Source organism: Variovorax sp. OV329, assembly GCF_900114785.1.
Classification (GTDB): Bacteria; Pseudomonadota; Gammaproteobacteria; order Burkholderiales; family Burkholderiaceae_C; genus Variovorax.
On sequence record NZ_FOUG01000002.1, the window covers coordinates 35,912 to 49,656 of the forward strand.

The following is a 13,745-nucleotide window of genomic DNA, read 5'->3' on the forward strand; positions in this document are numbered from 1 at the left end:
TCTTTCAGCAGCGCAATTCTGAGCGCTGCCGGTTCATCAGGTCGCGCTGCAGGGCAGCGGCCGATCCGGCTACTTGACCCGCTGCTTCTCCAGCTTGCGCGCCAGCGTTCGGCGGTGCATGCCCAGGCGGCGCGCGGTCTCGGAGATGTTGAAGCCGGTCTCGGCCAGGGTCTCGTGGATGCGCTCCCACTCCAGGGTCTTGATGGAGGTGGTGCGGTTGGTGATGCTCACCTCGGTGCTGCCCTCGGCGCGGCCGAAGGCGGCCTCGATGTCGTCGGTGTTGGAGGGCTTGGCCAGGTAGTGGCAGGCGCCCAGCTTGATGGCTTCCACCGCGGTGGCGATGCTGGCGAAGCCGGTCAGCACCACGATCAGCATGGCCTCGTTGTGCGTGTGCAGCTGCTGCACGCAGGCCAGGCCGGAGGCCTCGCCGCCCAGCTTGAGGTCGACCACCGCGAAGCCCGGCGTGGCGCCCTGCAGCGCCACCAGCATCTCGGCCTGGGAGGTGGCCAGGTCCACCGTGTAGCCGCGCCGCTCGAAGGAGCGCTTGAGCGTTCGCGCAAAGGCGGCGTCGTCCTCGACGATCAGCAGGTGCCGCGGCGCCTGGGGTGGCTGCTGCTCTTCATCACTCAATCTCGTCCACCTCTTCCTCGTCCAACATTTCCTCCAGCACCACCGACGCCAGCGGCAGGGTGATGGTGACGATCGCGCCGCCTTCGGTCTTGTTGCGCGCCTCGACCCGGCCGCCGAGCGTGCGCGCCACGTTCACCACCAGGAACAGGCCCAGCCCCCCGCCCGCGCGGCCCTTGCTGGACTGGTAGGGCTTGCCGAACTGCGCCAGCATGGGCGCGGCGAAGCCGGGGCCGGCGTCGGTGCAGGTCAGCACCATCTCGTCGGCATGGCGCGCCAGTTCGAACATGAGCCAGTGCGGCGACGCTTCCAGCGCATTGTCCAGCACGTTGTGGATCATCTGCTGGATGGCCGAGTCGGACACGATGGGCAGGTCGTGCCCGAAGTGGTTGTCGTAGGTGAAGCTGCGCGGCTGGCGCGAATCGCGCCAGTCGGCCACCACCTCGTCGACGAACTCGACCACGCTGGTGCGCTCGGACGATTCGCCGCGCGCCTCGCCGGCCGACAGCAGGATGCCGCTCACGATGGACTTGCAGCGCTGCACCTGCGCCTGCATCTCCGACACCTCGCCGAGCAGCTCGGGGTTGCTGTCGAAGGGCGCCATGCGCCGCCAGTCGCCCAGGATCACCGACAGCGTGGCCAGCGGCGTGCCCAGTTCGTGCGCCGCGCCCGAGGCCAGCAGGCCCATGCGCACGATGTGCTCCTCTTCCGCCGCGCGCTGGCGCAAGTCCGCCAGGCGGGCATCGCGCCGGCGGATGTTGCGGTTGATGCGGGCCACGAAGACCACCATCAGCGAGGCGATCAGCACGAAGCAGATGAACAGGCCCAGGATGTAGGGGCTGCCCAGCCCCCGCTCGGGCGCCAGCGGCAGCACCAGCGGCTGCGCGAACAGGGCCAGGCCGACGAAGCAGGCCATGGCGACGCCGCACAGCGTCCAGGTGGACCAGGTCTCCAGCAGCATGGCGCCCAGCACCACCTGCAGCAGGAAGAGGAAGACGAAGGGGTTGCTGGCCCCGCCGCTGAGGTACAGCTGCGCGGTGAGCATGCCCACGTCCACCAGCAGCACCAGGAAGAGCTCGCCGTTGGTGACCATGTGCGGCGAATGCCAGCGCATCTGGCTGGCGGCGTTGAAGGCGGCCAGGCAGGCAAGCACCACCAGCATCTGGTGCAGCGGCAGGTGGATGCCCAGGCCATAGTGCACCATCAGGATGGTCACCACCTGCCCCACCACGGCGATCCAGCGCAGCTGGATCAGCTGCTGCATGTTGCGCACGCCGGTGGCCACCTGCAGGCGCCCGCCCTGCGCCGCGCCGGACATGGCATGCGGCACGGCCTCCGCCGGGCCGATGCCGGCCGGCGACGCGCTTGCGATCTCGTTGCTCATGGGGCGCTAGTCTGCCTGCTGCGCCCTGCCCTGTCGCCGATTCCGCTTTTCGTCCGCCCAGACCCACCATGCGGCGCCGGCCATCAGCAGGGCCAGCGCGAACCAGGTCAGGGCGTAGACGAGGTGGTTGTTGCGAAAGCTCACCACCGTGAGGCCGCCCACCGGCTGGCCGGCTGCGGCAGCCGGATCCTTGGCTGCGTCGACGAAGAAGGGTGCCACCTTGTCCGCGGAGAGTCCACGGGCCGCGGCGATGCCGGCCACGTCGCGCGAGTACCAGCGGTCGGCGCCCGGGTCGTTGCGGCGCAAAAAGCCGCCGCCGGGTTCGCTGACACGCAGCAGGCCGACCACTCGCACCTCGCCCGCAGGCTCGCCCTCGATGCGGCTCGAACGCGCGCGCTGCTCGGCCGGCACGAAGCCGCGGTTGATCAGCACGACCTTGCCGTCGGCCAGTTGCAGCGGCGTCAGCACCCAGAAGCCGGCGCCCAGGTCGCTGAGCGACTGGACCAGCGTCTCGCGGTCGTGCAGGAAGCGGCCGGCCAGTTGCACCCGGCGATACTCGTCGGAGGCCACTGTCACCTGCGGCCAGCGCGCCGGCGGCGGCAGCGCCACCGGGGCCGCGTTCACGCGCTGCTCCACCCGCTCGATCAGCGCCAGCTTCCAGGCACGGCGCTCCACCTGCCACCAGCCCAGGGCCACGAAGACGCAGAAGGCCAGCAGCGCGAACAGGCCCAGAACGGCCAAACGGCCCGCAGGGCGCGGGCCGTTCTCGGCTTGGGGGGTGCGGGTGGCCGTCAAGGCGCGACGCGCATCTCTTGGGGCGACATGCCCGGCATCATGTTGGTGTTGAGGTGGAACATCACCCACAGCGAGCCGGCCAGCGTGATCACCACCAGCACCACGGTGAAGACCAGGGCCAGCATGTTCCAGCCGCCCTCCGACTTCGCATCCATGTGCAGGAAGTACTTCATGTGCACCACGATCTGCACCGCGGCAAAGGCCAGCACGACCATGATGGTGGTACTGGGCTTGTCGAAGACCTTGGCCATCACCAGCCAGAAGGGAATGGCCGTGAGGATCACCGACAGGACGAAGCCGGTCATGTAGCCGCCGAAGGTGGCGTGCATGCCGCCGCCTTCGTGGTGATCGTCATCGTGGTGGTCGTGGTGCGCGTCGTGCTCGTGGTTGGCGCTCATTGCAGCACTCCCATCAGGTAGACAAAGGTGAAGACGCCGATCCAGACCACGTCCAGAAAGTGCCAGAACATCGACAGGCACATCAGGCGGCGGCGGTTGGCGGCCATGAGGCCGTGCCGGGTCACCTGGATCATCAGCGTGATGAGCCAGATGATGCCGAAGGTGACGTGCAGGCCGTGGGTGGCCACCAGCGTGAAGAAGGCGGACAGGAAGGCGCTGCGCTGCGGGCCCGCGCCCTCGTGGATGAGGTGCGCGAATTCGTACAGTTCGATGCCCAGGAAGCCCGCGCCCAGCACGCCGGTGACGGCCAGCCAGGCGAGCACTGCGCCCTTGCGGCGCTTTTGCATCTCCAGCATGGCGAAGCCATAGGTGATGGAGGACAGCAGCAGCAGCGAGGTGTTGACGGCCACCAGCGGCAGGTCGAACAGTTCGGCACCCGAGGGGCCCGCCGCGAAGCTGCGGCCCAGCACGCCGAAAGTGGCGAAGAGCACCGCAAAGACCAGGCAGTCGCTCATCAGGTAGAGCCAGAAGCCCAGCAGCGTGCCGTTCTCCGGGTGGTGTTCCCGGGTCATGTAGAAGTGGTCGGCCGAGCCGTTGCCGGCGGCCGCCGATGCGGGGGCGCCGCCCACGGCGCCGAGGTGTTTCAGAGTGAACTCAGACATTGCCGACAGCCAGGAGGCGGGTACGCGCGTCTTCGACGCGGATGACTTCTTCCTTGGGGATGTGGAAGTCGCGCTTGTAGTTGAAGGTGTGGAAGATCGTCGCCGCGATGGTGGCGAAGAAGCCCACGGCCACCAGCAGCCACATGTGCCAGATCAGGCCGAAGCCGGTGGCCGCCGCCAGCGCGGCGATCACGAAGCCGGCTGCCGTGTTCTTGGGCATGTGGATCGGGATGAAGCCCTCGGTGGGACGCACGTAGTGGCGGCGCTTCATGTCGTACCAGGCATCGTTGTCATGCACGATGGGCGTGAACGCGAAGTTGTAGTCCGGCGGCGGCGACGAGGTCGACCACTCCAGGGTGCGGCCGTTCCACGGGTCGCCCGTGGTGTCGCGCAGCTGCTCGCGGCGCATGTAGCTCACGGCGAACTGGATCAGCATGGAGGCAATGCCCACGGCGATCATCGCGGCGCCCAGGGCGGCGATGATGAACCAGATCTGCAGCGACGGATCGTCGAAGCGGTTCATGCGGCGGGTGACGCCCATCAGGCCGAGCACGTACAGCGGCATGAAGGCGAAGTAGAAGCCGATCACCCAGAACCAGAAGGCCATCTTGCCCCAGAACGGGTCGAGCTTGTAGCCGAAGGCCTTGGGGAACCAGTAGTAGATGCCGGCGAACAGGCCGAAGAGCACGCCGCCGATGATCACGTTGTGGAAGTGGGCGATCAGGAACAGGCTGTTGTGCAGCACGAAGTCGGCAGGCGGCACCGCAAGCAGCACGCCCGTCATGCCGCCGATCACGAAGGTGATCATGAAGGCGATGGTCCACATCATGGGCAGCTCGAAGCGGATGCGGCCCTTGTACATGGTGAACAGCCAGTTGAAAATCTTCGCCCCCGTGGGGATCGAGATGATCATCGTCGTGATCCCGAAGAAGGAATTGACGCTGGCCCCCGAGCCCATGGTGAAGAAGTGGTGCAACCACACCAGGTACGACAGGATGGTGATCACCACCGTGGCGTAGACCATGGAGGTGTAGCCGAACAGGCGCTTGCCGCAGTAGGTGGAGACCACCTCGGAGAAGATGCCGAAGCAAGGCAGGATCAGGATGTACACCTCGGGGTGGCCCCAGATCCAGATCAGGTTCACGTACATCATGGCGTTGCCGCCCAGGTCGTTCGTGAAGAAGTTCGTGCCGACGTAGCGGTCCAGCGAGAGCAGCACCAGCACGGCGGTCAGCACCGGGAAGGCGGCCACGATCAGCACGTTGGTGCACAGGGCGGTCCAGGTGAAGATCGGCATCTTCATCATGCCCATGCCGGGTGCGCGCATCTTCACGATGGTGGCGATCAGGTTCACGCCCGACAGCAATGTGCCCACCCCCGCGATCTGCAGTGCCCAGATGTAGTAGTCCACCCCCACGTCCGGGCTGGCCAGGATGCCCGACAGCGGCGGATAGGCCAGCCAGCCGGTCTTGGCGAACTCGCCCACGAACAGCGACGCCATCACCAGCAGCGCGCCGAAGGTGGTCATCCAGAAGCTGAAGTTGTTCAGGAAGGGGAAGGCCACGTCGCGCGCGCCGATCTGCAGCGGCACGATGTAGTTCATGAAGCCCGTGACCAGCGGCATGGCCACGAAGAAGATCATGATCACGCCGTGGGCGGTGAAGACCTGGTCGTAGTGGTGCGGCGGCAGGTAGCCTTCGCTGCCGTTGAAGGCGATGGCCTGCTGGGCGCGCATCATGACGGCGTCGGCGAAGCCGCGCAGCAGCATGATCAGCCCCAGGATCATGTACATGACACCGATCTTCTTGTGGTCGATGCTGGTGATCCAGTCGCGCCACAGGGGCCCCCACCACTTCATGTAGGTGATGCCCGCCAGCAGGGCGATGCCGCCCAGGCAGACGGCGATGAAGGTCACGAGCAGGATGGGCTCGTGGTAGGGAATTGCTTCCCAGGTAAGACGGCCGAAGATCAGCTTCGTGAGGTCGAGGTTCGCGAACATCATTATTCTTTCAGGACCACCGGCGTGCTCGGGACGCTGGAGTACATGGGCAGGTCGACCGGGTCACCGGGCGCGCAGAAGGCAGCCACGTAGCGGCGCTGCGGCGAGGCGGGGTCTTCCGGTCGCACCGCGCGGGTGGCCACGTCGTGCGCGCTGGGCAGGCCCAGGCCGCCGGCGGCATCGATGGCGTGCATCTGGTGCATGCACATCTTGCCGGCTTCCACGCAGCGGTTCAGCACGGCATGGAACAGGTCGGAGGAAACACCGCCCCATCGCTTGACCGGATCGTTCTCGCTGGGCTTCTCGAGCACGAGGTAGCCCGAGCGGTCCAGCGAGCCGCCTTCGCTCTTGGTCTTCTGCACCCACTTGTCGAAGTCGGCGCCGGCCAGGCCGTGGAACTTGAAGCGCATCTTCGAGAAGCCCGCGCCGCTGTAGTTGGCGGAGAAGCCCTCGAACTCGCCCGGCGCGTTGATGACCGCGTGCAGCGTGGTCTTCATGCCGGGCATGGCGTAGATCTGCCCGGCGAGCGCGGGAATGTAGAAGGAGTTCATCACCGTGGAGGCAGTGATCTGGAACTGGATGGGCCGGTCGACCGGCGCCGCCACCTCGTTGACCAGCGCGATGCCCTGCTCGGGGTAGATGAACAGCCACTTCCAGTCGAGCGCCACCACCTGCACCACCAGCGGCTTGACGTCGGCGGGCACCGGACGGGTCTCGTCGATGCGGCGCAACGGGCGGTAGGGGTCCAGGGTGTGGGTGCTGATCCAGGTCACGGCGCCCAGCGCGATGATGATGATCAGCGGCGCGGCCCAGATGGCCAGTTCGAGCTGCGTGGAATGGTCCCACTCCGGCTTGTACTCGGCCTCTTTATTGGACTCGCGGTACTTCCAGGCGAAGAACACCGTCAACCCGATCACCGGAACGATGATCAGCAGCATCAGCACCGTGGAGATCACGATGAGCTGGCCCTGCTGGTTTGCGATGTCGCCCGAGGGATTGAGCACGACTGTGTTGCAGCCGCCCAGCAGCAGGAGCGGCGACGCGAGCAGCAGTCCGCGGAGTTTCTTGAGGTGTTCCATGCCGAGATAGATGCGTGGTGACGCAAAAAAAGTGCGAGTTCTGCGCAAAGACCCGACAATCTAGTCGTTTTGGCCCCCTTCGGGGAGTGGACGTTTTGTCCTATGGCGCATCGGCCCGGGCAGTGAGATGCTCGCCGCTGTCCGTGACAATAGAAGCATCGTCGATGTCGAGCACCCACATGCCTACTGCAGATTCCGCCGCGATCAGCCCCCAGGAGCGCGAGCGCGAGCTCCAAGAAATCCACGAGCACCGTGCGCACGTCACCCCGGGTGAAATCGCCGTGGGCGTGGTCATCGGGCGCGCCTCCGAGTATTTCGACTTTTTCGTCTACGGCATCGCCTCGGTGCTGGTGTTCCCCGCGGTGTTCTTCCCCTTCGAGGACGCGCTGCAGGGCACGCTCTGGTCCTTCGTGATCTTCTCCTTCGCCTTCATCGCGCGCCCCATCGGCACGATCATCTCGATGAAGATCCAGAAGCGGTTCAACCGCGAGATCAAGCTCATCATTGCGCTGTTCCTGCTGGGCATCTCCACCGTGTGCATCGCCTTCCTGCCGGGCTACGCGAGCCTGGGCTTCAGCGCCATCGTGCTCCTGTCGATCCTGCGGGTCGGCCAGGGCCTGGCGCTGGGCGGGTCCTGGGACGGCCTGCCCTCGCTGCTGGCGCTGAATGCGCCCAAGGGCAAGCGCGGCTGGTACGCCATGCTGGGCCAGCTCGGTGCCCCGGTGGGCTTCATCCTAGCCAGCGCCCTGTTCGCCTACCTGTACTCGGCGCTCAATTCCGAAGACTTCCTGACCTGGGGTTGGCGTTACACCTTTTACGTCGCTTTTGCACTAAACGTGGTGGCCCTGTTCGCCCGGCTGCGCCTGGTCTCGACCGACGAGTACGCCCACATGCTGGAAGAGCGCGAACTCGCACCCACCAGCGTGAGCGAGCTGGCCCGCACCCAGGGCTACAACATCGTCATCGGTGCCTTCGCCGCGCTGGCCAGCTACGCGCTGTTCCACATCATCACGGTGTTCCCGCTGTCGTGGATCAAGCTCTACTCGGAGCAGTCGATCAGCGAGTTCCTGCTGCTGCAGGTGGTGGGCGCCTTCCTCGCAGCCGGCGGCATCGTGGCCTCGGGCGTGATCGCCGACCGCTTCGGCCGCCGCAACACCCTGGGCAGCCTGGCCATCGCCATCGGTGTGTTCAGCGGCTTCGCGCCCCTGCTGCTCAACGGCGGTCGCCTGGGCCAGGACGTGTTCCTGCTGGTGGGCTTCCTGCTGCTGGGCCTGTCCTATGGCCAGGCCGCGGGCGCGGTAACGGCCAACTTCGAGCTGAAGTACCGCTACACCGGCGCCGCCCTCACCTCCGACCTGGCCTGGCTCTTCGGCGCCGCCTTCGCACCGCTGGTGGCCCTGGGCCTGTCGTCGCGCTTCGGCCTCGCCTACGTCAGCATCTACCTGCTGTCGGGCGCCGTCTGCACGCTGGTGGCGCTGCGGGTGAACAAGTCGATGGAAGTGCGGGACGAGTAGGCGCACAGTCGACCAGGCCGCCGCGAGGCGGCTTTTTTTTTGTCCCTCCGCGACATGCTTGCAGCCATTAAGGCCTGGGCCCGGCGCCTCAAGCGAGACGGCCTGGCCCTGTGGTTCGCCTGGCGCGACCCGGCCACGCCCTGGCCGGTGAAGGCGCTGTGCTGGTTCGTGGTGGCCTATGCGCTCAGCCCCATCGACCTGATCCCCGACTTCATCCCGGTGCTGGGCTTCCTCGACGACGCACTGCTGCTGCCCGGGCTCATCTGGCTGGCGCTGCGCCTGCTGCCGCCCGAGGTGCTCGCGCGCAGCCGCGAGAAGGCCGAGCACTGGATGGAAAGCGGCGCAGCGCGCCCGCGCAGCCGGGCCGGCGCCTGGCTGGTGGCCGGCGTGTGGATCGGCTGCATCGCGCTGGCGGTGCTCTGGTGGTTGGGAAGGCGCTGAACGCAGTCTTCAGGGGCTCGTCGCCGGCAGCCGCCCGATGATGAGCTGGGCCATCGGCGAGGGCGTGCGCCCATGCAGCATGACCACGCCGGTGTGCGCCTGCAGCTTGGGCAACTCGCCCACCTTGAGCAGCTTGAGCTGCCCCGCAGCCACCTCCGCCGCCACCGTCGCATGCGCGGCGATCAGCACCGAATCGCAGCCCAGGGTGACGCGCGCCAGCAGCTTCACGTCGTCGCATTCGAGGGCCAGCCGAAGGTCCTCGCCCGATGCCAGGCCCAGCGCGCGGGCCAGGATGTTGCGGATGGCGCTGGGCAGCCGGATCGCCAGCACACCGTACTCCCACACCTGCTGAAGGGTCGATGAACGGGCCTTGGCCAGCGGGTGGCCGGCGCGCACGTAGAAGCCGCCCGGCTCGCGGCGCACGGGACGCACATTCAGCGCCGGGTCGGCCGGTAGCTCGGTGGTGTCGGCCACGAAGAACTCGATGTCTTCCTCGCGCAGGCGCTTGAGCAGCAACTGCCAGTTGCTCACCTCGACCCGCAGATGGATGCCGGGAAATTCGGCACGCAGGCCCGACAGCAGTTCGGGCAGGAAAGTCGTGGCCGGGAAGGGCCCGACGCCGAAGGCCGTGTCGCCCAGCCCGTGGTTGCGGTAGAGCGCCACGTCGCGCTCCAGGCAGCGGCTGTTGAACACCAGTTGCCGCGCGCGCTCGACCACGAACTCGCCGGCGGGCGTGGGCACCACCTCGCTGCCGGTGCGGTCGAAGAGCAGTAGGCCCAGTTCCTCCTCCGCCGCCTGGATGCTGCGGGTCAGGGCCGGCTGGCTCAGGTGCACCTGCTCGGCCGCGCGCACGAAGCTGCGCCGGTCGGCCACGGCCACCACGTGCGTCCAACGCCTCAGATCCATGATGGTCTTGCTCCTGCCCAATTGCACTCAATGCATGGATGCTAGACGAACTATGCATTGGACTCAATTGCCCATGCGGCGAAGAATCGGCGTCGAAAGTTCAACAAAGAGCCTCCAAGGCCCGCGGCCCGCGCCGCGCAGACCCCGAGACAACCATGCACCACCACCCGAACCGGGCAGCGCCGAGCGCGCCCGCGCGCATTCCAGCCCGCACCGCCGGAGCAGCTGCAATATGAGCGGCCTCCAGGAATTCGACTACGTGGTGGTGGGTGGCGGCTCGGCCGGCTGCGTGCTGGCCGCGCGCCTGACGGAAGACCCCTCTGTCTCGGTCTGCCTGCTGGAGGCTGGCGGGCCGGACAAGAGCGTGTTCATCCACGCGCCCGCCGGCGTCGTGGCCATGCTTCCGGTGCCCTTCAACAACTGGGCCTTCAAGACCGTGCCGCAGCCAGGCCTGAACGGCCGCCGCGGCTACCAGCCGCGCGGCAAGACGCTGGGCGGCTCCAGCTCCATCAACGCGATGGTCTACGTGCGAGGCCACCGCTGGGACTACGACAACTGGGCCAGCCTGGGCAACCCGGGCTGGTCCTACGAGGACGTGCTGCCCTACTTCAAGCTCGCCGAACACAACGAGACCCACGGCGGCAGCAGCCCCTTCCATGGCAGCGGCGGCCCGCTCAACGTGGCCGAGCTGCGCAGCCCCAGCCCGATCAACCAGGCCTTCCTGGCCGCGGCCGGCATGAACGGCGTGCCGCGCACGGCCGACTACAACGGCGCCGAGCAGTTCGGTGCCTTCATGTACCAGGTGACGCAGAAGAACGGCGAGCGCCACAGCGTGGCCAAGGGCTACCTCACGCCCAACCTCTCGCGCCCCAACCTCTGCGTGAAGACGCACGCGATGTGCTCGCGCATTGAATTCGAGGGGAAGCGCGCACGCGGCGTGGCCTTCACCGTGGACGGCCGCGAGCAAGTGGTGCGCGCGCGCCGCGAGGTCATCCTCTCGGGCGGCGCCTTCGGCTCGCCGCAGCTGCTGCTGCTGTCGGGCGTGGGTCCTGGCGCCGAGCTGCAGCAGCTGGGCATCCAGGTGCGCCACGACCTGCCCGGCGTGGGCCGCAACCTGCACGACCACATCGACCACGTGCAGGCCTGGCGCACGCGCGACCACAAGGAAACCTTCGGCGTCTCGCTGCGCGGGGGCGCGCGCATGGCGGGCGCGATTCCCGAGTGGCGCAAGGAGCGCACCGGCCCGGTCACCAGCAACTTCGCCGAGTCGGGTGCCTTCGTGCGTTCCTCGCCCGATGTGGAAGTGCCCGACCTGCAGATGGTCTTCGTGGTGGCGCTGGTGGACGACCACAGCCGCAAGCCGCACCTGGGCCACGGCTACTCCTGCCACATCGAGGTGCTGCGCCCGCACAGCCGCGGCAGCCTGAAGCTGGCCAGCCCCGATCCGCGCAAGGCGCCGCTGATCGACCCCGGCTTCCTGAACGACGAGCGCGACCTGGACCTGCTCGCCAAGGGTGTCCAGATGCAGATGGACATCATGGCCTCGCGCCCCTTCGACCGCTACCGCGGCGACATGCTCTACCCGGTGGACCGCAACGACCTGGCTGCCATCAAGGCGGACATCCGCGAGCGGGCCGACACGCAGTACCACCCGGTGGGCACCTGCAAGATGGGGCCGGAGACCGACGCCCTGTCGGTGGTCGATGCCCGCCTGCACGTGCGTGGGCTCGAAGGCCTGCGTGTCGTCGACGCCTCGGTCATGCCGCAGATCTGCGGAGGCAACACCAATGCACCGACCGTGATGATCGCCGAGAAGGCCGCCGCGATGATCCGCGCCGAATGCGCGCAAGCCTGATTCCTTTTTTCTTCCCTTCGCACGACAAATCCAAGCGAGACAAGCATGCAGAAATTCCGACTTTCCCTTTTCAGCGGCGCCCTGCTGCTGGCCACCGCATCGGCCGGCGCGCAGCAGGCCTCCGTCGCGCCCAAGCCCGCGACGGCCGCCACCGCGCGCGCCAACGAAGCGGTGGCGAGCCAACTCGCGCTCGATGACAAGAAGGACTTCGACGAGGCCACCCGTGGCCTGGTCGCCACCCTGCCCGACCGCCTGGTGAAGGACGCCAAGGGCCAGGTGGTGTGGGACACCGAGCGCTACGCATTCATCAAGGGAGACGCGCCCGCCACGGTCAACCCCAGCCTGTGGCGCCAGGAAAAGCTCAACAACGCCCAGGGCCTGTTCAAGGTGACCGACGGCATCTACCAGATTCGCGGCTACGACCTGGCCAACATGACGCTGGTGGAAGGCAAGACCGGCTGGATCGTGATCGACACCATGCTCACTGCCGAGATCGCGAGAGCCTCGCTCGCCTTCGCGATGCAGAAGCTGGGCAGCAGCAAGCCGGTGGTGGCGGTGATCTACACCCACAGCCACACCGACCACTACGGCGGCGTGCGCGGCGTGGTCGACGAGGCCGACGTGCGTGCGGGCAAGGTCAAGGTGATCGCGCCCGAGGGCTTCATGGACAACGCCGTGGCCGAGAACGTGCTGGCTGGCAACGCCATGACCCGCCGAGCCACCTACCAGTTCGGCGCGGGCCTGGACAGCAACGAGCGCCAGGGCGTGGGCAGCGGCCTGGGCAAGGCGCTGAGCAGCGGCACCATCGGCCTCATTCCGCCCACCGACACCATCTCCAAGACCGGCCAGGAGATGACGGTCGACGGCGTGCGCATCGTGTTCCAGATGGCGCAGGGCTCGGAAGCACCCTCGGAGATGATGTTCTACTTCCCCGACAAGAAGGCCCTGTGCCTGTCGGAAGTGGCCACGCGCCACATGCACAACGTCTACACCATCCGCGGCGCAAAGATGCGCGACTCGCTGTCGTGGAGCAAGTACATCAACGAGACCATCGACCTGTACCCCGACATGCAGGTGGCCTTCGGCAGCCACCACTGGCCCACCTGGGGCGGCGACAACATCCGCAGCTACCTGGCCAACCAGCGCGACACCTACCGCTTCATCCACGACTACGCGATGAACATGGCCAACCAGGGCCAGGTGATGGACGAGATCGGCAACGCCGACTTCTTCCCCAAGGAGCTGCAGAAGGACGCCAGCTCGCACGGCTACTACGGCACGCTCAGCCACAACCTGCGCGCGGTCTACAACTTCTACCTGGGCTACTACGACGCCAACCCCGCCAGCCTGAATCGTCTGCCGCCCACCGAGACCGCCAGGCGCTACGTCGCGGCCATGGGCGGCGAGGCCGCGGTGCTGGCCTCGGCGCGCAAGTCCTTCGAGGCGGGCGACTACCGCTGGACCGCCGAGATGCTCAACCACCTGGTCTTCGCCAACCCGGCCAACGCCGAGGCCCGCGGGCTGCAGGCCGACACGCTGGAGCAGCTGGGCTACCAGGCCGAGGCCGGCACCTGGCGCAATGCGTACCTCGTGGCCGCAAGGGAGCTGCGCGACGGCGTGCTCAAGCCCGCCACCTCCACCCAGGGGCCCGACGTGGTGCGCGGCATGAGCCTGGAGCTGCTCTTCGACTACATCGCGCTGCGCCTGGACCATCGCAAGACCGATGGCATGAAGGCCAACATCAACATGGTGTTCACCGACCTGAACGAGCGCTGGGCGCTGCAGCTGTCCAACTCGGTGCTCAACAACACGCGGGACCGCACGCTGCCCAACCCCGACGTCACCCTGACGCTGACGCGCCCGGCCTTCCTCGCCATGCTGCTGCAGGGCAAGAAGCTGCCCGAGCTGGTGCAGGCCGGGCAGGTGAAGGTGGAAGGCAATGCACAGGTGCTGGGCGCGGTGTTCGCGAACGTGCAGACCTTCGACCCCTACTTCAACATCGTCACGCCCTGAGGCCAGCGGCCGGCGGGCCGCGAAGGAACGCTTTATGCATGCTGCGGCGCACCATCCACTTTGTCGTGAAGG

Annotated in this window: 12 protein-coding genes; 4 read left to right on the forward strand and 8 right to left on the reverse strand. The window is 67.2% G+C overall.

All coding sequences use genetic code 11. From position 1 onward, the window contains the following. Positions 1 to 69: 69 nt before the first annotated feature. From BM345_RS02880 to cyoA, 7 genes are all read right to left on the reverse strand, one after another. Positions 70 to 630: a response regulator transcription factor gene (locus BM345_RS02880; RefSeq protein ID WP_093375389.1), complete on the reverse strand. Its 561-nt coding sequence runs from the start codon at positions 628 to 630 to the stop codon at positions 70 to 72. Beyond that, positions 623 to 1,945, reverse strand: coding sequence for an ATP-binding protein (locus BM345_RS02885; RefSeq protein ID WP_093376194.1), 1,323 nt, complete (start codon positions 1,943 to 1,945; stop codon positions 623 to 625). Before BM345_RS02885 ends, BM345_RS02880 begins: the two co-directional genes overlap by 8 nt. Positions 1,946 to 2,017: 72 nt before the next feature. After that, positions 2,018 to 2,752, reverse strand: a complete 735-nt coding sequence (locus tag BM345_RS02890; protein WP_254789544.1) for an SURF1 family protein — start codon at positions 2,750 to 2,752, stop codon at positions 2,018 to 2,020. 50 nt (positions 2,753 to 2,802) lie between these two features. After that, positions 2,803 to 3,204, reverse strand: coding sequence for a cytochrome o ubiquinol oxidase subunit IV (gene cyoD / locus BM345_RS02895; RefSeq protein WP_093375393.1), 402 nt, complete (start codon positions 3,202 to 3,204; stop codon positions 2,803 to 2,805). Then, positions 3,201 to 3,776 carry a cytochrome o ubiquinol oxidase subunit III gene (gene cyoC / locus BM345_RS02900; RefSeq protein ID WP_093376196.1) on the reverse strand — a complete coding sequence of 192 codons (576 nt, stop codon included), beginning with the start codon at positions 3,774 to 3,776 and terminating at the stop codon, positions 3,201 to 3,203. The genes cyoD and cyoC overlap by 4 nt, the downstream gene beginning before the upstream one ends. 82 nt (positions 3,777 to 3,858) lie before the next feature. Beyond that, positions 3,859 to 5,865: a cytochrome o ubiquinol oxidase subunit I gene (gene cyoB, locus BM345_RS02905; RefSeq protein ID WP_175544887.1), complete on the reverse strand. Its 2,007-nt coding sequence runs from the start codon at positions 5,863 to 5,865 to the stop codon at positions 3,859 to 3,861. A 2-nt stretch (positions 5,866 to 5,867) separates the two neighbouring features. Continuing rightward, a complete protein-coding gene (gene cyoA / locus BM345_RS02910) occupies positions 5,868 to 6,944 on the reverse strand; it encodes a ubiquinol oxidase subunit II (RefSeq protein WP_093375397.1) in 1,077 nt (358 codons plus the stop codon). A 179-nt stretch (positions 6,945 to 7,123) separates the two neighbouring features. Here cyoA and BM345_RS02915 point away from each other — a divergent pair, with 179 nt between their 5' ends. Both BM345_RS02915 and BM345_RS02920 read left to right on the forward strand, forming a co-directional pair. Next, complete coding sequence (locus BM345_RS02915; protein ID WP_093376198.1) at positions 7,124 to 8,458, forward strand: MFS transporter; 1,335 nt, start codon at positions 7,124 to 7,126, stop codon at positions 8,456 to 8,458. Positions 8,459 to 8,512: 54 nt separating this feature from the next. Further along, a complete protein-coding gene (locus BM345_RS02920; protein ID WP_093375399.1) occupies positions 8,513 to 8,899 on the forward strand; it encodes a YkvA family protein in 387 nt (128 codons plus the stop codon). 9 nt (positions 8,900 to 8,908) lie between these two features. Here BM345_RS02920 and BM345_RS02925 read toward each other — a convergent pair whose 3' ends face one another. Further along, complete coding sequence (locus BM345_RS02925; protein ID WP_093376200.1) at positions 8,909 to 9,805, reverse strand: LysR family transcriptional regulator; 897 nt, start codon at positions 9,803 to 9,805, stop codon at positions 8,909 to 8,911. A gap of 232 nt (positions 9,806 to 10,037) precedes the next feature. Here BM345_RS02925 and BM345_RS02930 point away from each other — a divergent pair, with 232 nt between their 5' ends. Beyond that, entirely contained in the window at positions 10,038 to 11,660 is a 1,623-nt protein-coding gene (locus BM345_RS02930) for a GMC family oxidoreductase (protein WP_093375401.1), read from the forward strand. Between the two features lie 45 nt (positions 11,661 to 11,705). Then, complete coding sequence (locus tag BM345_RS02935) at positions 11,706 to 13,673, forward strand: alkyl/aryl-sulfatase (protein ID WP_093375403.1); 1,968 nt, start codon at positions 11,706 to 11,708, stop codon at positions 13,671 to 13,673. Positions 13,674 to 13,745: the final 72 nt, after the last annotated feature.